Origin of the sequence: Candidatus Electronema sp. PJ, assembly GCF_048287395.1 — a bacterium.
Taxonomy (GTDB): Bacteria; Desulfobacterota; Desulfobulbia; order Desulfobulbales; family Desulfobulbaceae; genus Electronema.
In genome coordinates this window covers 76568-100176 of record NZ_JBLWEO010000046.1, presented here as the reverse complement: position 1 = coordinate 100176, position 23609 = coordinate 76568, and the positions used below count along the sequence as shown (strand labels likewise).

The window sequence follows — 23609 nt, the reverse complement described above, 5'->3', positions numbered from 1 at the left end:
GCGGCATCTTCCGCACCTTGGAGAAGAGCTGTGCAACTCAGTAAGGGAAGAGTCCTGCTCGTTTGCCAAGGAGTTTGGCTCGGCAAGAAAGGAGTTGGAGTCGGCAAAAGAGGAGTTCGGCTTGGCCAGACTGCTTTCCTGTTAAGCCGCAAAGGAGTTTGGCCGACTCAAACTCCTTTCCAAGTCGGCAAGACTCCTTTCTGGCCGAGCCAAACTCCTTTCCTACTCGGCCAAACTCCTCTTCTACCGAGTACAACTCCTTTGCAAGTCGGCAGAACTCCTCTCTTGCCAAGCCAAACTGCTTTGCAAACGAGCAAGAAAGGAGCCTTAACTCAGGGTGATGCGAAAAATACCGCCAGCGCAGCAGTGTTTAGGCTCCGAGATAGGCTTTTTTTACTTCCGGGTTATTGAGCAGATCAGCCGCCTTGCCTTCTAGGACTAACCTGCCGTTCTCCAACACGTAGCCACGCTGGGCAAACTTGAGGGCGAGGCGGGCGTTCTGCTCCACCAGCAGGATAGTGGTGCCATGACGGTTGATTTCCTTTAAGGCAGCGAACATGTCGAGCATCAGCAGTGGGGCCAGGCCCATTGACGGCTCGTCCAGCAGCATGATCTTCCTGCCGCTGATGTAGGCCCGGCCTACCGCGAGCATCTGCTGCTCGCCGCCGCTCATGGTTCCGGCGAGCTGATCGTGCCGTTCGCGCAGACGAGGAAAGAGATCGAAGACCCACTGCTCGTCCTTGGCCACTGCGGCCTTGTCTTGGCGGGCAAAGGCAGCAAGGCTGAGATTCTCCGCCACCGTCAGGTTGCCGAAGATCATCCGGCCTTCGGGCACGTGCGAGATACCCAGCCGCGACACCACCTTGTCGGTCTTGTATTTCAGCAGGTTCTCGCCCATGAACTCCAGCCGCGAACCCGGTTCCGCTGGAATCATGCGCGAAATGGCCCGCAGAGCTGTGCTCTTGCCTGCACCGTTTGCGCCGATGATAGTGACAATCTCGCCCTGCTCAACCCGAAAGCTGAGTCCGTGCAAGGCGCGGATATTGCCGTAGGAAACGGAGAGATTCTCCACAATGAGCTGCATCAGTGAATGTCCTCCTTGCCCAGATAGGCTTCAATCACCTGCGGGTTGTTCTGGATGGCGGTAGGCGGGCCAGCCGCGATCACCTCGCCGAAGACCAAGACCTGCACGCTGTCGCACAGCTCCATGACAAATTTCATCCGGTGTTCAATCAGCAGAATCGCCACGCCGAATTCGCGGTGCACCTGCCGGATAATCTCAATCATCCTCACTAACTCGTCTGGGGTCATGCCAGCGGTGGGTTCGTCGAGAAAGAGCACCTTGGGCCGAGTAGCCATTGCCCGCGCCATCTCGACCCGCCGCTGCGCACCATAAGGCAGGCTGCCGACCAGCTGATCAGCAAAGCGGCTGATATCAAAGGTCTCCAGCAGGCGGCGCGACTGCTCCTCAATCTCCTGCTCCTGACGACGGCAGGCGGGCGTGGCGAACAGAGCCCCGAAGATGCCGTAGCGGAGCTGACTATAATGGGCCATGCGGATGTGATCGAGCACACTTAGGTGCCGCCAGAGCAGCAGGTTCTGAAAGGTGCGGCCAATGCCGAGCGCGGCGATGCGGTGCGTCTCCATGCCGCGAATGTTGCGGCCATCCAGCAGCACCTCGCCTTCGGTCGGCACATGCACCCCGGTGATCAGGTTGAAGACTGTGGTCTTGCCTGCGCCGTTCGGGCCGATCAGTCCGTGAATCTGGCCCGGTTCAATGCGGAGATTGAAGCCGTTGACCGCCCGCAGGCCGCCGAAATAGTGGGACATGTTCTTGACTTCAAGCAGGGCAGTCATTTCGTATCTCCTGCGGAGCGGTGATGCGCCTCTTTGAACAGTTCCTCAGCCTGCTTTGGGAACTTCTGAATAAGCCATTTCAGCAGCTCCACCTGATCGCCGCCCTTAGCCCGTCTGACTTGAATGAGCAGCTTCTGCGCCGAGGGCCGTTCCAGCGTGAGATTCGATGCGCCTTCATTGCACACGGAACATAAAGCGCGGAGATTCGCAGGATCATCAGTTCCGCCTTGCGACTTGTCAACAATATGGCCGATATGCAGCCGGGTCTTCCGCGTCTGATCATACGGATGCGGCTCGCCAGCCACTGCGCCGCACATCTGGCAGGTGAAGCCGTTTCTGTCCAACACAAAGGCTCTGGTTTCTTTGGAGATTGCCCGCTCAAACGCAGGCTGCGGCTTTGGGTCAGTCAGGATATATTGCCCCGGCTTCAGGTCACTGCGGTCATTATGAGTTTGAATCTGATAGCCTTCCTCAGTCCGCAGCTCCCGCACCCGCCTTGCCCATTCTGTGATGCCGCCTGCGACTTCACGCAGTTCGTCAGAGTTCATCACCCTGCCGAGATTGGCGAGAAAGTGCTGTCTCAGCTTTGTCCGTGCTCCTGCATCTTTTGCCATACAAGCCCTCATGCCGCCAAAGCGAATATCTTTCTTTGCGTCAAGGCCCGGCAGACTGCCGCCGCCGCCGCATGAGCGACCGGCGGCGGAAAGGCGTTGCCAATCTGACGGTAGGCCGGAGTCTTTTTGCCGACAAACTGCCATTCATCAGGAAAGCCTTGAATCCTTGCCACCATCGGCACGGTCAGCCTCGGCATTCCGACAAATTCCCGCTCCGGCGCGGCATCTGCCACGCCCTTGCCGTCAACACCCAAGGCCGCCCAGGCCTTCTTTGCCCGTGTCGGCCCCAAATCCGCGCCGCCGTGCTTCTTTGAGCCGCCCACGATGGTCGGCGCAATGTCGTCCGCCTGCTTCGCCCACTGCGTTGCGCCAATCCAGCCGTTGCTGGCCATCTGATCGTGCAGCAGCTCGCCGACCGTCAGCGGCGGCCTGCCGCAAGGATGCGGCCATGTCATCGCCGCAGACAAATCTTTCCGCAGGGCGACAATCACCACGCGCGGACGGAGCTGCGACACACCGTAATCAGAGGCGTTAAGCAGCCGCCATTCGGCAGTGTAGCCCATCCGCTCCAGCTGGCGTTTCAAACGCAGGCGGTAGTCCTCAAAGACTGCATCTAAAAAGCCGCGCACATTCTCCAGCATCACCGCCTTGGGCCTGATTTCCTCCACCAGCCGCAGTGCTTCCGGGAAGAGGTCGCGCTCGTCATCGCTGCCAAGCTGCCTGCCCGCCTTGGAGAACGGCGGACAGGGCACACCGCCTGCCAGCAGATCAGCACCGCGATACGGCCTGCCGTCGAACTCTTTCACATCGCCCTCAATCACCTGCCAATGCGGACGGTTGGCCCGCAGCGTTTTGCAGCATGGGCTGTCAATCTCCACCAAGGCCAGCGGCTCGAACCCGGCCCGTTCCAAGCCAAGGGCCTGCCCGCCCGCGCCTGCGCAGATTTCAACACAGGTAAGCATCATTACACTGCCTTCTTCCGCCGTTCACGCTCGGCAAAGCTGGCCTCATACACTGCCTTGCGCAGCCGGTTGAGGCTGCCCAGCGGACGATGCTCCTTGAGTGCGTGCCACGGGTTGAAGGACATGCCTTCGCACCGCTGCTCCAGTTCGCTGCTGCTGTTGACTGCCTGCCTGCTGATGCGCAAGGTCGCTACCTTAATCGGCACTGACTGCTGCTCGTCCCAATAGACCGAGGCATTCTCAATCGGCATCTTCAGCGCATCTCCCTGCTTCTGCACCTTGAAGTCAAAGACAACTTCGCTGGCAGCGAGCTGCTTGGCAACGGCCTCTCTCAGGTAGTCTGGCGGCAAATCCTCTGGATCAGCAGGCCCTGCTGCAAGCACAGGCGGAACAGCGGAATACTTCACGGCCTGCCCTGCTGTTGCGGCAGCATCGCCAAGCCAGTACGGCACCCCGCTCCAGTAAGTGATGCTGAGTGGGCTGGTCACAGTCTTCTTTCTGATCTCCTTGATGATCTTGAGCTGCTCAGGTTCAAAGAGCTGAAGATGGGCAAGGGCAAGGAGATCGCCGATCAGCGGCACGCTCTTGTGCTTGATCACATCCCGGTATTCTGCCGCGTTCGGAAAGGGAAAGACAGGATGATCCACGAAGAGGAAATCCTGGCTGTTGTCCGTGTCGCTGGCCATTGCCCGCTGCCCAGGAACATTGAGCAGCTTAATGGCCAAGCCTCTGGCGGTTCGGTCGCCATCGGGCGTGATTGTGCCTTGGGCATTGGAGAAGCGGACAATGGCCTCAAAGACCCGGCCTGGCTGGCTGAACACCCCATAGCGGAGATTGGCTGGAATATCCGGCGCAATCTCAAAGGTTGCGCTGACGCAGGCCGTGGCCTTGGCGTGCTGAACACGCAGCGGACAGCCGTCTTTCGATTCTTCCATCAGACCAATGGTCAGCTTGATCATTTCCTTGATGATCTGCTCTTCGCCTTCTGTGGAATAGTCTGGCAGCAATTCTGGATTCATAGATATTCTTCCTTCACCTTGTTGGTGATGCGCTGAGGTTGTGCAACCTTCCGCAAAGATCACCTTTGCGGATGCCACATACGAGCTGCTCCCATTCTCTTCACGTCCAATCAACGTTTCTCCAGCATCACGACTCCGTAATCGGGGATATTCAGCCAGTCGCCACGGTGCATGTGGGCATCCCAGCCGCCGTTGGAGTGTTCGTCTTCCCACTCAACCCGGTAGTCTCCCCAGGTTGAATTCAGCAGCTCCTTGTACTCCCCATCGGGCAGGTTAAGCTCCGCGAGCGAACGCCAGCCAGACCAGCCGCTGAAGTTCAGGAGAATGAACAGATCGTTGGCCTCGCCGCGCGTGAAGGCCAGCATCCCTTGCTGCGCGAAGTTCACCCGGAGCGGCGAGGGACCCTCAAGACGCGGATTGCCACGGCGTATCTCGGAGAGCCGGTTCCACCAGTTCCGCAAGCAACAGGCTGCGCCATCCTGTTCATAATGGTTGAGATCAAGCGCTTGTTCACCATCCTTGTGAAACTGCCGCCACTCGCCCGTTTCCGCGCCCATGAAGGAAAGCGGAATGCCCCGGCTCAGGAGCGTTGCCGCGTTCGCCACCTTGTTCCGCCTCAGTCCTTGGCCAGGCCCAGCCACACAGCTGATGCGGTTCGGCTCATTGCCCACTTCGTCGTGACTCTCGGCATAGTTGGTTGCCTCATGCCAGCGGGTGCAGGCCGTGTGCGTCATCTGCACAGCATCCGCCAAGCGGTTCATCATATCCCAGCCTCTGCACGCATCAATCATGCGGTCATGGAAATCATCGCACCATTGCGTGTCCATCGGGCCGCTGTTATAGGTGAGATCCCAATCATTCGGCAAGTTCTCGGCCATCATCAGGCAGCGTCCGTCAACCTGACGGACCGCTTCGCGAAGCCGCTGCATGAAGCCCCAGCCGCCGCCGGAGCCTGGCTGCTTGACATGGGCGATCCACTGATTGCCGAAGCGGACAACGCGGGTGAAATCAAAGCGGAAGCCGTCGATCCTGTAGTTCTGCATGAAGTGCGTCAAGTTGCGCTCAAAGAAGTGCAGCACCTGGGGATGGTCGAAGTTGATCATCGGCCCCCAGTCCGTGTCGCCGTCAAAGAAGCTCTCAGGGGCGACACTCCACAGCACGTTGTCCGAAGCCGAGGCATGGTTGAAGATCACATCCATCAGCACCGCTTTGCCCTGCTGATGACAGGCATCGACCAGCCGCTTGAGCGCGTCCGGGCCGCCATAGGCAGACTCAACTGAGTAGAAGAACGAAGGATTGTAGCCCCAGCCGCAGTCTCCGGCAAACTCGCAGGTGGGCAGCAGCAGCACGGCTGTCGCCTTGACCTTGCGGAGATAGCCGTCAGGAGCCGTCATCTCGCGCGTCACAGCGTCAAGACCGTGCTGCCCGTCGCGGCTGCTGAACCTCGATGGATGAAGCTGGTAGATGTTGAGAGATTCCCAGCCAGGCCGCTGCCAATCAGATGCCTGCCAAGCAAACGCCTGATGATCCACCAGCCTTGAGGCACTGCTCAGATCTGAGTTGTCCACCCAGTCGGCAGCCGGATCTTGCACCAAGCGCACCTGATTGAGCCGGAACTTGTAGCGTGCCCCATGAAAGGAGCCGCCAAGCGCGGCAGTGATATCCGCGACCGGCACCTGCGCCCACCAATAGGTGCCGTCGAGGGTCGAGCGCATGGGCAGCGGCGAGTCCTGCCAGCCGGTCCAGTCGCCCACCACTTCGACCGAGGCGGTCTTAGGGCAGTGCAGAGCGAAGCGGAGATGGCCGTCGGCAACCCACACGCCTGGCCGTTCGATGTCGAAGGGAGGATTGCTGAAAAGATCAGCCGGAGGCTGCATTGGCAGAATATCTGCGCGATCAAGCACCACGTAGCAATGCATCTCGCTTGCATCATCCGCTGCCTTGACGAAGTGACGTTCTACCTGCTCGGCGGCGTTGTCAGAGCGGAAAGAGAATGATGTGATCACTTCCGGGTAGGTTTGGAAGCGGTAGTGCCCATCCGCATCGGCTGTCAGGCCTGTATGCAGTTGCGTGCGCGCTCTGTTGATCCAGACATCGAGGAACAAGGGCGTTTCCAGCGTGCAGCCGGAGCCTTTAGCCGCAATCTCAAGGCAAATCTTTTTGTCTGCAAACGGCTGCCTGCCGAACAGCTGGTTATCTCCTTCCAATGTCCAGACACCTTCCTTGCCCAGTTTGCGTCTGGCGCTGTCGCCGGCAAAGGTGCAATGTCCACCATCCGCATCCAAGAGGATGTTCCGTTCAGCCTCCTTGCTCTCCCACTCGCCCGGCAGATCCGGGCTGCGCAGCATGAAGCAGTACTCGCGCCCGGTGTATATATCATGCCTGAACCGCACCCAGCCGTCTTGGCACGGCTCGCTTTCCTCGATGGTGGTGACGAAATCAGAATCGTTCTGCCACAGATGCAGATGCGGCGGTGCCTGGGTGCCTGTTTGGAGGACATGGACGATCAGCGGTTTCTTGACAGGCGCGGCAATGCTGACAGCTGCGGCCTGACTGTGCGCCCATATCTCCTCGCCGTCCTGCGCGACCCAGAGGCGATTGGCGTAATCAGGCTCAAACGTGCCATGCTTGTCCAAGAACTTGAAAAGGAACAGATTGCGCTCCGGCTCTTTCAACGTAACATCATAGACCGGCCCATGCTCGTCTTCCTTGCTTGACGAGACAAAGCGGCCCGCGCGTCCCGGAGTCCAGATATACAGCTGCCCTTCCCGATATTTTCCTGCCGTGATGAGATGGACAGTCACCTTCTCCCTGCCGCTGACTGCGAATGGATTTTCGGCGGCAACCCGCGCCGCGCCTTCGCAAGTCCAGAGGTCATCAGGGAAACGACGCTCTTTAATGCTAAAGAAATCTTTGGCGCGGTTCTTCCATGTCCAATTCAAAGTGTGAAGCTGCATGTGCGCTGCCTGGTGGATTTGGTGATCGAGCTGCGCCTCGAAGAATTGACATCTGTCCGCGCGCGTCCTGTATGCAGAGACTCTTCGGCGCGAACTGTGCTGCCAGCCGCTGCTTGGTCAAGCCAGAGCTGGAGCAGCGGCGGTGAACTATGAGCGGGCTGAAGCTGCCTCCGCCGCGCGCCGGGCAGGATAACGCACATACTGGCGGCCGGAAGACTGCTGCTGCGCCCTGATGCTGCGGAATATAGCTTTGATGTCATAGCCGAACTGCGCCGCGTGATCATGACGCGCCTTGCGCACTTCATCCACAATCGGATCAATGGTTGTCGTCTTCATCTTCAGGCTCCATGAGTTCGGCGGGTGTGCAAATGATGGTTGGTTCATATCCTGCCTTCCGGCAGACTTCCTCAATTCTTGAACGCATCGTCGCATTGGCGATATGCCGACAATTCCAAGTTGCTAAATACTCAACGCCGTTGGTGACGGCAATCGAAACATGACCTGCGTCCTCAGCCGCCTTGCTGGGGATTGCGCCGGATGCGATCAGAATTCTTGCCAAATCCTCTGCTTCCTCAGACGCATCAAGAAGCGTTGCGGATGCAAGCGCGGCAAGGCGTTCACGGGCAGCATCAGCATCGCCTGAAGCGGCTTCAAGCAGGACAAGTTCTGAAGCAACCAGATCAAACCTTTCCGCAGCAGTATGCCACCATTCACGGGTTATCTGCTGATTGCCTGCAATCACTATATCACGAGATGGCTTGGCAGTGAGATAACTGACCACTGTTGTCTCTATATACACTTTAGGTTTCTTCATGTTCAGGTCCCGCTGCTCACATCCAATATGTCCACCATCCGGCTCGTGTATTCATCCCTGACCTTATTGATCAAGGCGGTGTAATTCTCCACCATCACCTCAAGGCTGGCCAGCGCAGAATCAGCATAGCCGAGCAGAGTATATACGCCGTTCTCCGTTACCTGCACCCCATCGCCTGCTGCGCCGCCTTCGCTCATGTCTAAAAGACTGAGCCGCAGCTTGCCGTCCTGGGCATTGAGCGCGGCCTGAATCCGCACTCGTGCGCTAGTTGCTGCCCCTTTGAACTGACCACCAGTCACGCCAACCAGCGGGCTGGTCTCGGCCCCGCTCAGGATGCCACTGCCAGCAATCAAGTTGACTGCCAACGGCGTGCGCAGCAGGCGTTGATACGCACCAGTGCGCAGGGTACCGTGCGCTGTGTAGCGGGTCGAGACCGAGACCCGGTACTCATTGTTCCAATGATCGGGTTGAATTGGAATCTCAGGCACCACTAACATCATGCTATTGCTGATCATGGCGAAGCGGCTCTGCACGGCCCGGCCAGCGCGGGTGCCTTCGATGACGCATTCGCCACTGCCAGTCTTGGGGTCAAAGAGCATGTCCGTCCCAGTCAGGCGCAGCGCGCCAGCGGGATTGAGCACATCCTTCAGGTCGAGCACGGTGTCCTCAGCACCAGCAATGAATGGCACCTTCTGCTCAGGTGGCAACCGTTCCAGCTTCACGACCGGGCGCATCGTTTCAACATAAGGCCGCACTGCGTACACTTGGACATTGACCGTGCTGTCCGGCGGCAATGGATCGTCAGGCGCGTCCATGCGGCCAGTGATAGAAAGATGATAGGTGAAGGAATTTTCCAAAGAAACCTGTGAGCCTTCCAGCAGAATCTCTTTAATCTCCTCATCGCGCAGCCGCAGCACAGCCTCGGCCTGCTCTACACTGCACACCGGGTTTTTCTGGACGATGCGCTCTGCCAGTCTCTTGTAGCCAAAGCTGTCTTTCGGGATGACCCGCGCCCGGTAGGACGGTGGATTAGTCAGGGCATTGAGTTCAGGCCGCCATTGTATAGCCATGATTGTTTCTCCGTGCTGAAAGGTTTAACGGCTTGGGGCTTATTTGAAAAATAACTTCAATCAGACATGGTAGAAATGCGAGGAGCCTTTGTCAATAACAAATGCACGGACAGTGGAAGCAGGCTTCGAGATAAACCGCAAGCACGCTTACGGGGAGATCGCAAGCCTGCTTGCGAAGGAATCGCATGCAGGCTTGCGAATGGATTGCATGCGTGCATCGAGATTTTCCCGAAGGGCTGGTACGGGTGGTTATCAGCTGCTGCGGACTTTACCGGAAAAGCTGTGAATGCGTTCCGGTTCGATAGAGAATCAGCTCGTTGTCTTCAATGGCGTAGATCAGAAGCCAGTCATCTTCAATATGACAGTCGCGCTTGCCTTTGAAGCCGCCTTTCAAGAGATGATCGCAATATTTCTTCGGCAGCGTCTCGCCCTCGGCCAGTTTGCTGATGACCAGAAGCAGCTTCTCCATATCCTTGCCGCCGCGTTGCAGTTGTTTGACATCCTTCTTGAACTGCGCGGAAGGTCGGACAGCGTATTTCATTGCAGCAAATCCTTGCCCAGCGCATCCATTGAGGTAAACACAGGCATGTCGTGCTTGTCCTCCGCAAACGCCGCTAGCGTCACCTCATTCGGTATCTTGAAGTGATGACGCACCTGCTCGTCTTCCAAGATATACCGGGCAGCAGCAAAGCGCTCTTTAGCAGGCAATGCCTGAAAGAGGCGGTAAAAGGCTTCAGGCGCACTGATCGTGCTCGTTGATTTCATGTTGTCCCTCTTGGGTTATTTAATCTGCCTCGCCCGCATCAGCCGCCGCACATTCAGCTCTGTGAAGGCAATCAGGCCGTGCGGGCGGTAGATCATGATCAGAATCAGCATCAGGGGAATGATGATCCACTTGAACAGCTCCAGCGGTTTGAGAGCCTCGCTGAGAACGCTGATGCTGACCGCGCCGAGAATGGACCCGGCGATGGAGTTGAGGCCGCCGAAATAGACCATCGCCAGCATCTCAGCCAGGTTCTGAATGCCGAAGCTGCCGGGATTGATGTAGCGGAGGACGTGCGCGAAGAGGCCGCCTGCCACGCCTGCCCAGAAGGCTCCGAACATGAAGGCGGTCATCTTGGTCTTACGGGTGTTGACAGTCATGGAGCTGGCTGCGGCCTCGTTGTCGCGCACTGCATTGAGAGCCTTGCCCCGGATGGAGGTGGTGAAGTTATGCACTGTCCAGATGCAGAGGCTTGTCCAGACAAAGATCACCGGCAGGGAGGAGTAGTCGGGCTGACTGCTCAGGCCGCGCGGCCCGCCCAAGAACTCCATGTTCTCAATCGCGCTCTTGACCATGAACATGAAGGCCAGCGAGATCACGGCCAGGTAGTCGCCACGGGTGCGGAAGGAGGGGATGGCGACAATCAGCGAGCCAAGCGCGGCAGCGGCTCCGCCGACGATGAGAATCAGCGGGAAGAGCCAGGGGCCAAGGGCCGGGTCAAGCACAGCCGGGCCAAAGAGTTTGTCGTTGGCAAAGAGGCGCAGGGTCAGGAAGGAGGAAGTGTATGCGCCCAGGGCCATGAAGCCCGGATGCGAGCAAGAGAACTCGCCCTGCCAGCCATTGATGATGTTGAGGCTGAGGGTAAGGATGATCGAGATGAGGATCAGCTTGACTACCAGCACCCGGTAATCACTAATGCCTGCCCAGAGGTGCAGGATGCCGTAGAAGGCGGCAAGATGCAGCAGAGTGGCCAGCCAGGTTGGCAGCTTCTCCAGCCCAGCGGCTACACGGTTGGTCAAGGGCGCGGAAAGCCAGGCAAGTAGCAGGGTCGGCAGGAGGTAAATCAGCAGGTCGTAGCCGATTATGCTGGGAATAAGCTGCGGGCTTTTCAGCACCACCAGCGTGCCGAAGAGCACTGGTATCTTGGGCAGATAGAGGTAATAGGAAATCGCATCGCCGAGGTAGTATTCCAGCACCACTGCTGCAAAGGCACCAAGCAGCCAGCCGGAGAGCGGGATGGGGGCGAAGAGGTTCAGTAGTTTGCGGAGTGGTTGCATATTAAAACGTTATTCACATCTATCCGCCGGGGCCTGATACCCCAGCAAAGTCTGGGCGGCAAAAGGCTGCTGCCGGTTGTCGGGCTGCACCGTGATCACGGTCGCATCCGCCGGATCCTGATAATCGCCCCAAGCGTTCAACCGCCACAGATTCGGAGCCTGCTGCCCGCCGAAGTCCTTGTCCATGCAATAGGGATTGGTATCGCCATGCACCAGCAGCACCGGCCTGCGGGCCTCGCCCCGCTTGGCGAAGTTGCGGGCGTTCAGGCGCAGGTTGTCACGGAAACTCAAAAAGGCATCGCAGTTCATGCGGTTCACGCCAGTGCAAGGGCCGCCTGCCTCCTGCGCAGTCACATCTGCCTGCGTCACAAGCACCATCGCCTTGGCGTCAGCCTTCAAGGCCGCGTCAAACGACTCCTGCATCCAGACCCGGTTGGCCTGATCCCGCGCCTCAACCAAGGCCAAAGCGGCCTCAGCGTCATCCCGAAGTATCTCGCGGCGGCCATTATTGGTGGCGACCAGATGCACGGTGATGAACATCACGCCGTCCTGCATCCAGCGAGCGTTCTCCGGGAAATTGGGCTGCCTGGCATACTGCCAGCTTTCCGGCAGATTCATCGGCTGGGCGAAAAAGAGCTGCCGGAGCAGATCAAGGCTGGCCAGCTCGGAGACCGGCTGCTGCAAGGTGGTGCGGTCGCAGTCTGTCCATTCGTTGTCTCCCGGCGTGTAAAAGACCCGGCCCGGCAGCAGGTTCAAAACCTCGTCCCGCCGCCGCGTGAGCAGCTCTTTAGCGCAGGTTTCGCTGCCGCCTTTGATGTCGCCATAATGCACGACAAAGGGAACGCCCGCCGCTTTGATAGCCGGGGTAATCTCCTGCTGAAGCCGCAGCTGTTCTTTTTCCGAATAGGGTGTGTCGCCAATGGCAATGAAGCGCATGGCATCTTGGCTGTTTTGCTGCTGCGCTATTACGCAGCCTGCGGACAAACTTGCAATGATGCTGAGAAACAATGCTGTCTTGTTCATCTGTTCTCCTTAGAGCCTGAACTGCGTGCTGTGAGTCATGCCAAAAAAGCCGCATGACCGTGACTGATTATTGCGTGCTTCTGCCGCAATATAGCATACGCCAGGGAAGATTCCTACTCGTTTGCCCAGGAGTTTGGCTCGGCCAGAAAGGAGTTCGGCTTGGCCAAACTCCTTTCCTGTTAAGCCACAAAGGAGTCTGGCCGATTTGCAAAGGAGTTGGAGTCGGCAGAACTCCTCTGCGGCTTGGTTGAACTCCTTTGGTACTCGGCCAGACTCCTTTTCTACCAAGCAAAACTCCTTGGCAACTCAGCCGGACTCCTCTTCTACCGAGTACAACTCCTTTCCAAGTCGGCAGAACTCCTTTCTTGCCAAGTACAACTCCTTTGTAAGCGAGCAAGAAAGGAGCCTTAACTCAGGGTGATGCAAAAAATACGGCAACAAAATTACTGCGTACACCATCAGGAGCTACTCAGCTCAGTGTTCCTCCCGCACCACCTCCGCCTTAATCGCACAGAGCTTGTACTCCGGCGTTCTGGACAGGCGGTCTAAGGCATCCAGAGTGAGGAAGTTGACCGGGGTGTCTGCGTAGTTGTAGGTGGTGAAGATCGTACCTTGCTGGCTGCGTTCGGTGATGGTTGCTTTGATCAGCACAGAGCCTCGCCGCGATGTCAGACGGAGCATATCGCCTTCCTGCATCCCCAGTTGGGCCGCATCTACCGGGTTGACTTCTGCTAAGGCTTCAGGCGCGATGTCGTCTATCTCCACGGTCTTGCCTGTCATGCTGCTGAAGTTGTAGCGAGCATAATGGCGGCCTGTGGTAAAGAGCAGCGGGTACTCAGCATCGGTGGGTTCCTTGGGGGCCAAGTAGTCTTCTGGGACAAACAGCCCTTTGCCCCGCGTAAAGCTCTTGGTATGTAGGACTGGAGTGCCGGGATGCTGCTGGTCAGGCACTGGCCATTGCAGGCCTCCCTTTTCCAAGCGGCTATAGCTGAGACCATGATACTGCGGCAGCAGTTCACAGACTTCAGTAAAGATATCCTCTGCCTTCTGGTAATCCATCTTATAGCCCATCTGGGCAGCCAGCTCCGTGAAGATGAGCCAGTCAGGTTTGGCTTGGCCAGGCGGCTCTACGGCCTTGCGTACTCGTTGCACGCGACGTTCCGTGCAGGTGAAGGTACCATCCTTTTCGGCAAAACAAGCGGCTGGCAGCACTACATCAGCTTCCTTTGCTGTATCTGTGAGAAAGATATCCTGGACAATGAGCAAGTCCAGTTCCTTTAAGGCGTGATGGACATGACCAATATTGGCATCCGCAATCGCCGGATCCTCACCAAAGACATACAGAGCGCGGATCTCGCCCTTCATGATGTTATCCCAGACCTCTGTCGCTGGCTTGCCTGGCTTACGAGGGAGCTTTACGCCCCAGCGTTGCTCATAGCGGTCGAACAGCTCGTCATTGCTCAAGCCACCATAGCCTGGCAGGGTATTAAAGAGCGCACCCATGTCACAAGCACCCTGGACATTGTTCTGGCCACGGAGCGGATTACAGCCACCTCCTTCCACGCCTACCTTGCCACAGAGCATCGCCAGATTCGCAATAGCCTTAACTCGGTCGGTGCCAGTTGTGTAGTGGGTGATACCCATGCCATGATAGATAGCATGGCGGCCTGGACCTGCATACATCCGGGCAGCTTGTTCCAGCTGCGCCACAGAGAGACCAGTAATCTGGCTGACTAACTCAGGTGGATACTTGGCAATGGTTGCTTGCAGTTCATCGAAGTCCTCAGTCCGTTCTGCCACGAACTGCTTGTCCCAGAGATCCTCTTTGAGGATAATGTGCATCAGGCCATTCAGTAAAGCCACATCTGTGCCAGGGATAATCCTGAGCCAGAGATCAGCCAGTTCGGCTAACTGGGTCTTTCTCGGGTCAACCACAACTAATTTGGCACCGCGAGCTACTGCCTGATGAATCCGCAGACCTATAGTTGGGTGACTGGTATCTGGGTTGCTGCCGATCATCAAGAAGAGGTCTGTCTTATCATGCACAGCATCAGCAATGGAGTTGGTCATTGCGCCGGAACCAAAGGTGATGGCCAAACTGGCCACGGTTGGCGCGTGTCAGAGCCTTGCACAATGATCTATATTGTTCGTCCCGATCACGGTGCGCATGAACTTCTGCATCAGGAAGTTCTCTTCATTAGTCGCTCTGGCACAGGAAAAGCCTGCCACGCTATCTGGCCCATGCTGTTCCTTAATGGCAGTGAGCTTGTTGGCAATGAAGCTGTATGCTTCGTCCCATGTAGCCTCCTGAAGTACTCCATTCCGACGGATCAACGGAGAAGTCAGCCGCTCCCGACTGTGGACAAAGTTGAAGGCAAACCGACCTTTGACACAGAGTGCCCCGTAGTTAGGTGCTAGGTCTGGTTCAGAGTTCACCTCCATGATCGTGTTACCCTTCACCTTCAGTAGCATCTGGCAACCAGCCCCACAGTAAGGGCAAGTGGTGCGCACCTGTCGTACTGCTTCCTCAGTTACTGGGACGAGGAGATCTTTCTTACGCAGACTGCCAGTGGAGCAGTGGTCAGCACAGTTGCCGCAGTGGACGCAGTTGTCATTGAAGCGCAACGAGATATCTACTGCCCGGCCCTGGGCATCCGTAGAAGCACAGGTCAGGTCAAGGGCATTATACTCGCAGGCGTTAGCGCAGCGGCGGCAATAGACGCACTTGTTGAGATCCACCTCCAGCATAGCGTGCGAGCTGTCTTTGCTGTAGCGTGGCGCACTGGCTTGACAGACCTTATTCGGATCAATGCTATTATCTAGGCAGAGCTGCTTGAAGTCGCAGCGGTCATAGGCGAGACAGCCGCAAGAAAGGCAACGCTTTGCCTCACGGCGAGCTGACTCCTCATCTAAGCCAAGGCGGATTGGTTCCTTGTCCTGTACAGCTTCCTGAAAGGGACGCTCAGGCATCTTAGCCCGCATTTCTACAGCCAGACCAGTAAAGGTACTTAGGTTGACATCAGCAAAAGCCTTGCCTCTGGTGAAGTTGAAGCGCAGTTCTGCTGGTGCCTTGCTTGCTCCTGTCAAGGTAGTATGGATGGTCTCTGCCACCTTCCTGGCTGAACTAACCACCTGAATCAGAGCCTTCGAGCCATTGCTAGCCTCACCCGCAGTATAGACCTTGTCTATATTGGTTAGGCCGCTACGGCTATCCTGCTTGATCAGCTCTTGTGCTGTCAATTCCAGAGCCGTATCAGCGACCAAGCCATCGGCACAGGCAAGCTGCCCCAGCGCATACACTACTGTGTCCACATGCAGGATATTCGTTGCGGGTGGCTCGCATGGGACTATCTGTTGCCTTCCTCGTTGATCAGGCGCACCTAAGCGCAAGCGGTTCAATTCTAACGCGAGTAGCCCATGCTCGGCCTTGATCGTCTTGGCTTCAGCCATGAACAGGAACTGCACCTGCTCGGCCTCTGCTTCCCGCAGGGCAGCTGGCGTTGCTGCCAGTTCTGCCAACTCTGTTTTCGGGTTGATCACTGTCACCCGAGTATAACCAAGCCGTCGCAGGCACCGGGCACTCTCTATAGCGATATTACTACCGCCAAGCACCGCTGCTGTCTTACCCTGAAGGTCTGCGGTCTTCCCGGCATTGAAGCGGCGCAGGAAATAGAGACCAGGCAGCACCCCGTGTAAATCTGCCCCAGGAATTGCCAAAGGCTGATCCAAGCCTGCACCAATGGTCAGCAACACTGCATCGTACTGGTTCTTCAGTGTAGCCAAGGGAAGATCTTTCCCCAAACGCTGACCTGTCCGCACCTCAATCCCCAGTTTGAGGATATTGGCAATCTCATAATCCAGCACCTGCTTAGGTACTTTGTATTCAGGCACCCCATAGCGCAGCAGGCCACCGAGTTGCTCCTCAGCTTCATAGATGGTCACCGCATGGCCGTTCTTCGCCAAGTAGAAGGCGGCAGTCAGACCAGCTGGGCCACCACCAACCACGGCTACTCGTTTGCCGGTCTCTGGCTGCTTGGGTATCTTGAGATCCGCATTATGCTTCATGCACCAGTCGGCAACGAAGCGCTTGAGGTGATTAATGGCAATAGGTGCATCCATTAATACCCGACGGCAGCGGCTCTCGCAAAAGCGTCGGCACAGTCTGCCTACAGAAAAAGGCAGCGGATTGCGCTCCATAACTAAACGCACCGCCTCTTCGTATTGGCCTTTGGCAACATGGCCAATATAGCCCTGGACATTAATCTGGCCTGGGCAGGTAAGATTACAGGGTGCCTTGCAATCACCAAAATGGGTCTCTGCTAAAATGGCCAGCCGTTGGCGGCGGTGCTCTTTTACCTCTTCGCTCTCTGTGGCAATGACCATTCCTTCGCTTACAGGCGTAGAACAGGCGTACACCAGCCCTTGGCTTGCGCAGGTCACAGCACAGATACCGCAATGGCCGTGCTCTGGCTTTTGCGCAGTAAGATGACAGAGGGTAGGAATGGTAATGCCTGCCTGACGGGCGGCTTCGAGAATAGTCATGCCCGGTGCGGCAGATACCTGAACGGCATCAATGGTCAAACTGATTTTCTTCATGCGATTGATGTCTGGTAAAGGATCAGGGAGGGAGTGAAAAGGATACTTATTGCCACTCTTATCTACCAAATTTTCCGATTGATGTCAATCCTGGCCCGCGAGCAGCAGAGGTAAGAGACCTGGGTTGCCAGCCTGATCTAGCGGCAACAAGAAATCCATACGCACAGCTCTTCTTATAGCCGTGGAAAAACCATCCTAATGGGTTCGACCATACTATCCTAATGGGTTCACCTGTACCATTCTAATGGTTTTTTGGTACTATCCTAATAGTTCCCCCAATACCATCCTAATAGTTTCTCCGGTACCATCCTAATGGTTTTTGTCTTTCGACGAGTATCCCTGTGACTCTGCCTTGCTCTTGCCGTTGGCAGACAAACCAGCGTTATGCTACCATAGCGGCCAGGGAAGCAGGCTAACTGCGGTTGCACTCCTCTTCCCTGCAAAATATTCATGCAATTTTTCTCTGTTGTGGTAAATTGCCCTGACTGCAAACTACCACCTTTTCTTTCATCAACCCAGAGACCCTGTTGCAGAACACGACAATCACCGCTTGGGCCAAACCCTTGTTTCATCTCGGCGACCAGTGCCTTGCCCTGCTGGCTGATATGGGCACGATGGGACTGTTCCTACTCTCCACCGTGGCCGGTTTGTTCCGCAGACCCTTTCGCGGTCGAGAGCTGTTGCGACAACTCAGCTTTATCGGAGCCGGTTCTGTCGCAGTTATCTTCTTCACGGCCCTTTCTTCGGGGATGGTTCTGGGGTTGCAAGGCTCATACACGCTGAAGAAGTTTGGAGCAGAGGGAATGCTGGGTTCGGCAGTCTCTTTAACCCTGATTATGGAATTGGGGCCGATTCTCACTGCCCTGATGGTTGCAGGCCGAGCTGGTTCTGCGATGTGCGCGGAAATAGGTATCATGCGGATGAGTGAGCAGATAGACGCACTGGAGTGTATGGCAGTGGACCCCTTTCGCTACCTGATTTCCCCAAAGCTACTGGCGACCATCCTTTCTGTGCCACTACTGACTGCGCTGTTCGACGTGGTTGGGATTTACGGTGGCTATGTCGCTGGAGTCCAACTGATGGGGGCGAATGCAGGCTCGTATATGAACAGTATGATGGTCAGTATCACGAATCATGAAATTCGTTTAGGTGTGATCAAATCATTCGTCTTTGCCTTGCTTGTCGTCTGGATCAGTACAGGACGAGGATACTTTGTCCATCGCATTCGGGGTGCAGGCTTTGGTGCAGAGAGTGTCAGTAAGGTAACGACACAAGCAGTGGTCTTGTCTTCCATCTCTGTCTTGATCTTTGATTACTTGCTCACAGCTGTGCTGTTGTAATGGAAAGAGGAATGACGTATAGTACAGCTTCCCTAGGCCAGACCGCTATTGAGTTCATCCAGGTGACGAAGACCTTTAGCGACCGCCAGCAACGGGTATTGAATGCAGTGAGCTGGGCTATCCCTAAAGGCAAGACCACAGTAATTGCGGGGGGTAGCGGTCAGGGGAAGAGCGTGACCCTCAAGCTCATCCTTGGCCTCCTTAAACCAGACAGCGGCCAGATCTTGGTGGATGGTGAGGATGTCGTGCGGATGGGACAGCGACAGCTCCGGCAATTACGGACCAAGTTCGGTGTACTCTTCCAAGGGGCAGCCCTATTCGACTCCTTATCTGTGTTTGAGAATATAGCCTTGCCGCTCCGCGAGCGTACGCAGCTGAAGGAGACGGAAATTAGGGCTAAGGTACTGGCCACCTTAGAAACCTTGGAGCTGTCTGGTCATGAAGAAAAATATCCTGCTCAACTCAGTGGTGGGATGAAGAAACGAGTAGGGCTGGCCCGCGCCCTCCAGCTTGAGCCAGAGATTGTGCTCTTTGATGAGCCGACTACAGGACTCGATCCGCTGATGACCTTGGAAATCTATCACCTCTTTGAGCGGATGCAAAAGCAACTGGGCTACACAGCTGTGATAGTCAGCCATGACATCCCTAAAGTCTTTGAACTGGCTGATCAGATTGTCCTGATCAACAAAGGGGAAGCAGATGTCTTTGCCCAAGCCAGTCAGATCATCACTTCCAATAAGGTGCATATCCGTGAGTTTGCCGAGAAGACGATGGGCCTCTCCCTTCCTGCGGCCTGAACAGGAGTTGTTATGAACAGTACTTCCCGTATAGAAATCGTGGTTGGTCTCTTCCTTGTCCTGGGCTTGGCTGCCTTTGGTTGGTTGGCAGTACAGCTAGGTGAGGTCTCTTGGCTGACTGGTAGCCGTACCTATACGGTGTATGCCGAGTTTGAGAATATCTCAGGTATCAAGAGCGGCTCAGAAGTCCAAATAGCAGGCGTAGCTGTGGGAACCGTAGCCGAGCTGCGCTTGAACGAGGACGGCAAGGCAGTCGCTGCCTTCAAGCTCAATAAGAACGTTAAAATACCCAAAGACTCCATTGCTTCGGTTAAGTCGCAAGGTATTATTGGCGATAAGTTCATCCGCATTCTCCCTGGCGGTGACACCGCCAGTTATAAGCCTGGCGAGACGATTGTGGATACCGAATCTTCGCTGGATATCGAGTCGCTGATCTCCAAATTCGCCCTGGGCGGCGTAAAATAAGCCGTAGATTGATCATGAAGAGTATGCTCATGCGCCTTGCGCTGCTCTGTCTTACCCTGTCGAGTCTTAGCCCAGGTATGGCACGGGCTGAAGACAACACGGTTGCAGACAACGGGATGAATGTTCTGGATGACTCGTTCTATGAGGACTCATCCTCAGCTGAGGATGCGGTGTCTGACCCCTTTGAGCAGTTCAACCGACTGATGTTCCAATTCAACGATGTTACCTATACCTGGGTGATGGAGCCAGTGGCTTCCTCCTACAGCAGTACCGTGCCAGAGGATATCCGGCAGGTGACAGATAACTTCTTCTACAATCTCCAAGAGCCGATCCGCTTTGTCAACGCTTTGCTTCAGCTCCGCTTTACTGATGCAGGTACGGTGCTGACCCGCTTCGCCATCAACACGGTTGGCGGTATTGGTGGTCTGGCTGATCCCGCAGGCCATGATCTTGGCTTCAAACCAGTAGAGGCCTGTCTCGGCGAAACCCTGGGTTTCTGGGGCGTAAAGGATGGGGCCTATCTGGTGATGCCAGTGTTAGGCGCAACCACCATGCGGGAATTGTTTGGCACTACTGTTGACGGTCTTTCTATGACCCCGTATTATTTCTGGGCAGACAGCTGGCGAGAGAGCACGCTGATCTACATGGGCAAACGAGTGAACTCTCTCTCCCTACGGCTGGGCGACTACGAGGGCATGAAGGCCCTGACGATTGACCCGTATAAAGCCCTGCGTGACAGCTATTTCCAGTACCGTAACCAAGCTAGGCGGCATTCTGCGCCAACTGATGATAAACTATAACCCCCTCGTTAGTTCTTCTCTGTAAGGTACGTACAATGAAAAGTATTCTCTCTTCGCTGTTGATCCTCCTGCTCTGTTCCTTTATCGGTCAAGCTCTTGCTGCACCTAACCCGACCGAGCAGGTGAAACCCTTTATCCATCGCGTCGTAAGCCAACTGCAAGACCCCTCCTTTAAGCAGGACACGGTTGATAACCGCATTGACCGGATCGTTACCTTGGTCTCTGAGCATTTCGACTTTCAGGAGATGTCCAAGCGAGTGGTAGGTAAGCCGTGGCAGACCCTACCTGCGGCCCAGCAGCAGGAATTTGCCCGCCTCTTTGCCAAGTTGCTTGGTCATATCTATATTGATAAGGTCGATGCCTATGTCGAGATGAAGATTGAGTTTGGCAAGGAGCAGATCAAAGGCGAACGGGCTGAGGTGAAGACCATGTTTGTCGATGCCGCCAAGAGCATCCCGGTCTCCTACGTCATGATGCTCAAGGGCGACAAATGGATGGCCTATGATGTCTTTGTGGAAGGGATCAGCCTGGTGCGTAACTATATGGAGCAGTTCAAGGGTATCCCTCAAGATCAGCTGATCCCTGTACTGGAGAAAAAGCTCCAGGAGCTGAAGACGAGCAAAGGGGAGAAAAAGCCTTGAGGCCAGGCTGGAGGCTGCGGTATCATTCCTCAGCTTTAGGGAGAACGATGCGCTGTTCTGGCTTGAGCTTTTTGTTGGGCAGATAGAGAAGGATGGTTCTGCCAAGGAGCTGCACCACTGCTGCACCGGTTAGCCCGGATAACACAGTTGCAGCTTCCTCTGTAGGGACGACGCAGTTCTGGCCCAGCTTTACCTTGATTAGCTCACGGGTTTTAAACGCCTCGCGGGTGGCCTTGGTCAGGTTGTCAGAAAACCCTTCCTTGCCCATATATACCACCGGATCAAGATGGTGCCCCAGGCCACGCAGGAATCGTTTTTGTTTCCCTTGCAGATTGACTTTGCTTTTTTCCTCGGTTTCCGATTTCATAATTTCTGATATCTGTTATGCTTGCTCAAATGCAGCCAGCAGCGGGAGTCTGGCAGCGCGGCAGGCTATTCTGCCGCAACTCGATGAAAAAGTCCAGGCCTGTTTTTTCTTAAAGCAGGCAGGAACGGCAACTCTTTCCCCCAAGGTAAAGGACGCGCAGGTGAAAACAGAACGACAAACACGAGCCGCTGATATGCGCGGCTTCACCCTGATTGAGCTGATGGTGGTCATTGTTATCCTCGGTATCCTCGCGGGGATGATTGTGCCCAGGATCATGGATCGGCCTGAGGAAGCCCGGCGAACCAAGGCTGGGGTTGATATCGGGGCCATATCCCAGGCCCTCAAGCTCTACAAGCTGGATAACGGCAAATATCCTACTACCGAGCAAGGATTGACCGCTCTGATTGAGCCACCCTCCGTAGGTAGCCTAGCCAAGAAATGGCGCGAAGGTGGTTACTTGGATAAGAAATCTTTGCCCAAAGACCCGTGGGACAACGACTACGTCTATATCAGCCCTGGCCTACACGGTGATTTTGACCTGATGTCCTACGGCGCAGACGGTCAGTCAGGCGGAGACGGCGAGAATGCGGATGTCAATAGCTGGGAGCAGTGAGGCCACTGACCAGGGGTTCACGCTGGTTGAGCTGATCGTAGTGATGGTGCTGATCAGCCTGACTGTCTCTTTTGCTGTTCCACAAATACGCTCGGCCCTGTTCGCCAACGAGCTGACAGCAGCAGTACGCCGCTTTGTCGGCCTGATCGCGGAAACCGGCCAAGAGGCCCGGTTGAAGCGGACAACGGTTGTCCTCCGCTATGACCGGAGACAGCGGCTGTTTACCGTTTCATCAGCTGCCACCGAAAAAGACGGGGAAGGCAGTAGTAAAAAATATCAAGAAGTTCAGCTGGTCGATTCAGTGCAGGTAACGGATATCGAAGCGGCCCACCGCCAGGAGAGCACTGACTTGAGCATCATCTTTGATGCCCGAGGCTATGTGGATAGGACGGCTGTGCATTTCCGTCACGACAATGGGGATGAGCTGACGGTTATGCTCTCCCCGTTTCTTGGTGTGACTCGGATTCTTGACGGCCATTTCAGCCTTGAAGACGACCGGATGATGCTGACTCGATGACCGCCATCAGGATGCACTTTAGGGCCTGGATGCAGGAGGATGCCTTCACCCTGCTGGAGGTCATGGTGGCAGTGGCAGTAATCGCCATGTCCTTTGTTGCTCTGCTCTCCTCGCAGTCGCAAAGCCTGTCTATAGCTGCACTGACCCGTTTTGAAACCGTCGCCAGTCTGTTAGCCCGGCAGAAGTTAGCTGAACTAGAAGTCGCAGGCTTTGACAAGCTGAACAGCAACAGCGGCCAGTTCGCTGATGATTTTGCCGAGTACCATTGGCAGGCTGAAGTAAAAGAGCTGGATGAGGCAGAGACTGGGATCAATGGCAGCAACGGGATGCTCAAACTGGTCGAGCTGACGGTGAGTCGAGACGCGAAGGAGGCCTTCGAGGTACGCACGTTGGTCATGGCCAAGATTGAGCCTACTGAAGAGCAACCATGAGCCTCCGTCAGGCTGGGTTTACTCTACTGGAGATTATGCTTGCCATGTTGGTCTTGGGCATGGTGGTGGCAATGGTCTCCGTGTCATTGTCCGGTTCGATCAAAGTAATTGAAGGCGCGATGGATCAGGGCGATGTCTATTACCGGGCGCAGGTGGCCCTGGAGCGGATCAGTGAGGATCTGACCTCGGCTGTGCTGTCGGAAGACACCGAGTTTATCGCCCGACAGGAGGAGAGCAGCGGCAGTCAAAGTGCGATCCTCACCTTTGCCTCGATGACCCATCTCGCCTTTGACCCGGAAAACGGTCTGCCCGGCTTAGGGATCATCAGTTACGTAACGCAGTCAGATAAGGACAATCCCCGCCAACTCTTCCTCTTGCGGGCTGATACCCTGTACCGACCTAGAGGCGAGGAAAAGAAAAACAGCGAGGAAGTCGAAGCCTTTCTTCTTGCTGACCAACTGCGTTCAGTGAAATTCACCTTTCTCGACCAGAATGGCGAGGAGCAGACCAGCTGGGACACTACAGTTAAGGAAGGCGAAGAGGACAAGGAACGCCACTTGCCTACTGCGGTTACGTGCCGTCTGGAGTTCTGGCTGGATCAGGAGCAGGAAGTCTCTATCGCCTTTCAGACGGCAGTACCGCTTCCAACCGGGCTAATCCGTCCACAGCCACAGGAGCAATGAGAC

General features: G+C 55.9%; 27 protein-coding genes and 1 pseudogene. 9 read left to right on the top strand and 19 right to left on the bottom strand.

The genetic code is table 11. The annotated features are described in order from the left end of the window. Nucleotides 1–37 precede the first annotated feature (37 nt). From ACNKIB_RS07635 to ACNKIB_RS07550, 18 genes and pseudogenes are all read right to left on the bottom strand, one after another. Nucleotides 38–292 (bottom strand): hypothetical protein, encoded by a 255-nt coding sequence (locus ACNKIB_RS07635; RefSeq protein ID WP_417909949.1) that lies wholly within the window; start codon nt 290–292, stop codon nt 38–40. A 78-nt stretch (nt 293–370) separates the two neighbouring features. After that, entirely contained in the window at nt 371–1084 is a 714-nt protein-coding gene (locus tag ACNKIB_RS07630) for an ABC transporter ATP-binding protein (protein ID WP_417909948.1), read from the bottom strand. Beyond that, nucleotides 1084–1857, bottom strand: coding sequence for an ABC transporter ATP-binding protein (locus tag ACNKIB_RS07625; RefSeq protein ID WP_417909947.1), 774 nt, complete (start codon nt 1855–1857; stop codon nt 1084–1086). The genes ACNKIB_RS07630 and ACNKIB_RS07625 overlap by 1 nt, the downstream gene beginning before the upstream one ends. Continuing rightward, entirely contained in the window at nt 1854–2471 is a 618-nt protein-coding gene (locus ACNKIB_RS07620; RefSeq protein WP_417909946.1) for an HNH endonuclease, read from the bottom strand. Before ACNKIB_RS07620 ends, ACNKIB_RS07625 begins: the two co-directional genes overlap by 4 nt. Before the next feature lie 8 nt (nt 2472–2479). Beyond that, nucleotides 2480–3436: a DNA cytosine methyltransferase gene (locus ACNKIB_RS07615; protein ID WP_417909945.1), complete on the bottom strand. Its 957-nt coding sequence runs from the start codon at nt 3434–3436 to the stop codon at nt 2480–2482. Further along, nucleotides 3436–4452, bottom strand: a complete 1017-nt coding sequence (locus ACNKIB_RS07610) for a catalase family protein (RefSeq protein ID WP_417909944.1) — start codon at nt 4450–4452, stop codon at nt 3436–3438. Before ACNKIB_RS07610 ends, ACNKIB_RS07615 begins: the two co-directional genes overlap by 1 nt. 110 nt (nt 4453–4562) lie before the next feature. Further along, nucleotides 4563–7409, bottom strand: a complete 2847-nt coding sequence (locus ACNKIB_RS07605; RefSeq protein ID WP_417909943.1) for an alpha-amylase family glycosyl hydrolase — start codon at nt 7407–7409, stop codon at nt 4563–4565. A 147-nt stretch (nt 7410–7556) separates the two neighbouring features. Further along, complete coding sequence (locus ACNKIB_RS07600) at nt 7557–7745, bottom strand: hypothetical protein (RefSeq protein ID WP_417909942.1); 189 nt, start codon at nt 7743–7745, stop codon at nt 7557–7559. Further along, entirely contained in the window at nt 7726–8223 is a 498-nt protein-coding gene (locus ACNKIB_RS07595) for a type II toxin-antitoxin system VapC family toxin (RefSeq protein WP_417909941.1), read from the bottom strand. Before ACNKIB_RS07595 ends, ACNKIB_RS07600 begins: the two co-directional genes overlap by 20 nt. A 2-nt stretch (nt 8224–8225) precedes the next feature. After that, nucleotides 8226–9293, bottom strand: a complete 1068-nt coding sequence (locus ACNKIB_RS07590) for a hypothetical protein (RefSeq protein ID WP_417909940.1) — start codon at nt 9291–9293, stop codon at nt 8226–8228. Between the two features lie 268 nt (nt 9294–9561). Beyond that, complete coding sequence (locus ACNKIB_RS07585) at nt 9562–9834, bottom strand: type II toxin-antitoxin system YafQ family toxin (RefSeq protein ID WP_417909939.1); 273 nt, start codon at nt 9832–9834, stop codon at nt 9562–9564. Next, nucleotides 9831–10058: a hypothetical protein gene (locus ACNKIB_RS07580; protein WP_417909938.1), complete on the bottom strand. Its 228-nt coding sequence runs from the start codon at nt 10056–10058 to the stop codon at nt 9831–9833. Before ACNKIB_RS07580 ends, ACNKIB_RS07585 begins: the two co-directional genes overlap by 4 nt. 15 nt (nt 10059–10073) lie before the next feature. Then, nucleotides 10074–11333: a branched-chain amino acid ABC transporter permease gene (locus tag ACNKIB_RS07575; RefSeq protein ID WP_417909937.1), complete on the bottom strand. Its 1260-nt coding sequence runs from the start codon at nt 11331–11333 to the stop codon at nt 10074–10076. Nucleotides 11334–11342: 9 nt separating this feature from the next. Continuing rightward, nucleotides 11343–12356: a hypothetical protein gene (locus ACNKIB_RS07570; RefSeq protein WP_417909936.1), complete on the bottom strand. Its 1014-nt coding sequence runs from the start codon at nt 12354–12356 to the stop codon at nt 11343–11345. A 9-nt stretch (nt 12357–12365) separates the two neighbouring features. Further along, nucleotides 12366–12644: a hypothetical protein gene (locus tag ACNKIB_RS07565; protein ID WP_417909935.1), complete on the bottom strand. Its 279-nt coding sequence runs from the start codon at nt 12642–12644 to the stop codon at nt 12366–12368. A gap of 18 nt (nt 12645–12662) precedes the next feature. Further along, the gene (locus tag ACNKIB_RS07560; RefSeq protein WP_417909934.1) at nt 12663–12815 is read right to left on the bottom strand and encodes a hypothetical protein; all 153 of its coding nucleotides are present in this window, start codon (nt 12813–12815) and stop codon (nt 12663–12665) included. A gap of 15 nt (nt 12816–12830) precedes the next feature. Further along, nucleotides 12831–16421, bottom strand: coding sequence for a formate dehydrogenase subunit alpha (fdhF, locus tag ACNKIB_RS07555; RefSeq protein WP_417909964.1), 3591 nt, complete (start codon nt 16419–16421; stop codon nt 12831–12833). Next, a pseudogene (locus ACNKIB_RS07550) lies at nt 16422–16952 on the bottom strand (2Fe-2S iron-sulfur cluster-binding protein); the annotation flags it as partial. Between the two features lie 563 nt (nt 16953–17515). On the opposite strand from ACNKIB_RS07550, the gene ACNKIB_RS07545 reads away from it, so the two are divergent. Genes ACNKIB_RS07545 through ACNKIB_RS07525 form a run of 5 tightly spaced genes read left to right on the top strand, consistent with a single transcriptional unit; the run spans nt 17516 to nt 20995 of the window. Next, the gene (locus ACNKIB_RS07545) at nt 17516–18292 is read left to right on the top strand and encodes an MlaE family ABC transporter permease (RefSeq protein WP_417909963.1); all 777 of its coding nucleotides are present in this window, start codon (nt 17516–17518) and stop codon (nt 18290–18292) included. Nucleotides 18293–18303: 11 nt separating this feature from the next. Then, nucleotides 18304–19089: an ABC transporter ATP-binding protein gene (locus ACNKIB_RS07540; protein ID WP_417909933.1), complete on the top strand. Its 786-nt coding sequence runs from the start codon at nt 18304–18306 to the stop codon at nt 19087–19089. Nucleotides 19090–19101: 12 nt separating this feature from the next. Further along, nucleotides 19102–19554, top strand: a complete 453-nt coding sequence (gene mlaD, locus ACNKIB_RS07535; RefSeq protein ID WP_417909932.1) for an outer membrane lipid asymmetry maintenance protein MlaD — start codon at nt 19102–19104, stop codon at nt 19552–19554. Between the two features lie 14 nt (nt 19555–19568). After that, nucleotides 19569–20354, top strand: coding sequence for a VacJ family lipoprotein (locus tag ACNKIB_RS07530; RefSeq protein WP_417909931.1), 786 nt, complete (start codon nt 19569–19571; stop codon nt 20352–20354). Between the two features lie 35 nt (nt 20355–20389). Further along, entirely contained in the window at nt 20390–20995 is a 606-nt protein-coding gene (locus ACNKIB_RS07525; protein WP_417909930.1) for an MlaC/ttg2D family ABC transporter substrate-binding protein, read from the top strand. Nucleotides 20996–21017: 22 nt separating this feature from the next. On the opposite strand, the gene yhbY is transcribed toward ACNKIB_RS07525, so the two are convergent. Continuing rightward, nucleotides 21018–21362: a ribosome assembly RNA-binding protein YhbY gene (gene yhbY / locus ACNKIB_RS07520; RefSeq protein ID WP_417909929.1), complete on the bottom strand. Its 345-nt coding sequence runs from the start codon at nt 21360–21362 to the stop codon at nt 21018–21020. 193 nt (nt 21363–21555) lie between these two features. Between yhbY and gspG the strand changes: the two genes are divergently transcribed. From gspG to ACNKIB_RS07500, 4 genes are read left to right on the top strand one after another with little or no spacing between them, the layout of a single operon-like run. Then, nucleotides 21556–21975 carry a type II secretion system major pseudopilin GspG gene (gene gspG, locus ACNKIB_RS07515; protein ID WP_417909962.1) on the top strand — a complete coding sequence of 140 codons (420 nt, stop codon included), beginning with the start codon at nt 21556–21558 and terminating at the stop codon, nt 21973–21975. Beyond that, complete coding sequence (locus ACNKIB_RS07510) at nt 21947–22492, top strand: pilus assembly FimT family protein (RefSeq protein WP_417909928.1); 546 nt, start codon at nt 21947–21949, stop codon at nt 22490–22492. Before gspG ends, ACNKIB_RS07510 begins: the two co-directional genes overlap by 29 nt. Continuing rightward, nucleotides 22489–22923 carry a type IV pilus modification PilV family protein gene (locus ACNKIB_RS07505; protein ID WP_417909927.1) on the top strand — a complete coding sequence of 145 codons (435 nt, stop codon included), beginning with the start codon at nt 22489–22491 and terminating at the stop codon, nt 22921–22923. The genes ACNKIB_RS07510 and ACNKIB_RS07505 overlap by 4 nt, the downstream gene beginning before the upstream one ends. Further along, nucleotides 22920–23606, top strand: a complete 687-nt coding sequence (locus ACNKIB_RS07500; RefSeq protein ID WP_417909926.1) for a PulJ/GspJ family protein — start codon at nt 22920–22922, stop codon at nt 23604–23606. Before ACNKIB_RS07505 ends, ACNKIB_RS07500 begins: the two co-directional genes overlap by 4 nt. The last annotated feature ends 3 nt before the right edge of the window (nt 23607–23609 follow it).

Bases quoted from the DNA above. Each gene is read 5' to 3' on its own strand.
- ACNKIB_RS07630 (WP_417909948.1), bottom strand. From the start codon at position 1,084: ATGCAGCTCATTGTGGAGAATCTCTCCGTTTCCTACGGCAATATCCGC.
- ACNKIB_RS07625 (WP_417909947.1), bottom strand. From the start codon at position 1,857: ATGACTGCCCTGCTTGAAGTCAAGAACATGTCCCACTATTTCGGCGGC.
- ACNKIB_RS07620 (WP_417909946.1), bottom strand. From the start codon at position 2,471: ATGGCAAAAGATGCAGGAGCACGGACAAAGCTGAGACAGCACTTTCTC.
- ACNKIB_RS07615 (WP_417909945.1), bottom strand. From the start codon at position 3,436: ATGATGCTTACCTGTGTTGAAATCTGCGCAGGCGCGGGCGGGCAGGCC.
- ACNKIB_RS07610 (WP_417909944.1), bottom strand. From the start codon at position 4,452: ATGAATCCAGAATTGCTGCCAGACTATTCCACAGAAGGCGAAGAGCAG.
- ACNKIB_RS07605 (WP_417909943.1), bottom strand. From the start codon at position 7,409: ATGCAGCTTCACACTTTGAATTGGACATGGAAGAACCGCGCCAAAGAT.
- ACNKIB_RS07600 (WP_417909942.1), bottom strand. From the start codon at position 7,745: ATGAAGACGACAACCATTGATCCGATTGTGGATGAAGTGCGCAAGGCG.
- ACNKIB_RS07595 (WP_417909941.1), bottom strand. From the start codon at position 8,223: ATGAAGAAACCTAAAGTGTATATAGAGACAACAGTGGTCAGTTATCTC.
- ACNKIB_RS07590 (WP_417909940.1), bottom strand. From the start codon at position 9,293: ATGGCTATACAATGGCGGCCTGAACTCAATGCCCTGACTAATCCACCG.
- ACNKIB_RS07585 (WP_417909939.1), bottom strand. From the start codon at position 9,834: ATGAAATACGCTGTCCGACCTTCCGCGCAGTTCAAGAAGGATGTCAAA.
- ACNKIB_RS07580 (WP_417909938.1), bottom strand. From the start codon at position 10,058: ATGAAATCAACGAGCACGATCAGTGCGCCTGAAGCCTTTTACCGCCTC.
- ACNKIB_RS07575 (WP_417909937.1), bottom strand. From the start codon at position 11,333: ATGCAACCACTCCGCAAACTACTGAACCTCTTCGCCCCCATCCCGCTC.
- ACNKIB_RS07570 (WP_417909936.1), bottom strand. From the start codon at position 12,356: ATGAACAAGACAGCATTGTTTCTCAGCATCATTGCAAGTTTGTCCGCA.
- ACNKIB_RS07560 (WP_417909934.1), bottom strand. From the start codon at position 12,815: ATGGTGTACGCAGTAATTTTGTTGCCGTATTTTTTGCATCACCCTGAG.
- ACNKIB_RS07540 (WP_417909933.1), top strand. From the start codon at position 18,304: ATGACGTATAGTACAGCTTCCCTAGGCCAGACCGCTATTGAGTTCATC.
- mlaD (WP_417909932.1), top strand. From the start codon at position 19,102: ATGAACAGTACTTCCCGTATAGAAATCGTGGTTGGTCTCTTCCTTGTC.
- ACNKIB_RS07530 (WP_417909931.1), top strand. From the start codon at position 19,569: ATGAAGAGTATGCTCATGCGCCTTGCGCTGCTCTGTCTTACCCTGTCG.
- ACNKIB_RS07525 (WP_417909930.1), top strand. From the start codon at position 20,390: ATGAAAAGTATTCTCTCTTCGCTGTTGATCCTCCTGCTCTGTTCCTTT.
- yhbY (WP_417909929.1), bottom strand. From the start codon at position 21,362: ATGAAATCGGAAACCGAGGAAAAAAGCAAAGTCAATCTGCAAGGGAAA.
- gspG (WP_417909962.1), top strand. From the start codon at position 21,556: ATGCGCGGCTTCACCCTGATTGAGCTGATGGTGGTCATTGTTATCCTC.
- ACNKIB_RS07510 (WP_417909928.1), top strand. From the start codon at position 21,947: ATGCGGATGTCAATAGCTGGGAGCAGTGAGGCCACTGACCAGGGGTTC.
- ACNKIB_RS07505 (WP_417909927.1), top strand. From the start codon at position 22,489: ATGACCGCCATCAGGATGCACTTTAGGGCCTGGATGCAGGAGGATGCC.
- ACNKIB_RS07500 (WP_417909926.1), top strand. From the start codon at position 22,920: ATGAGCCTCCGTCAGGCTGGGTTTACTCTACTGGAGATTATGCTTGCC.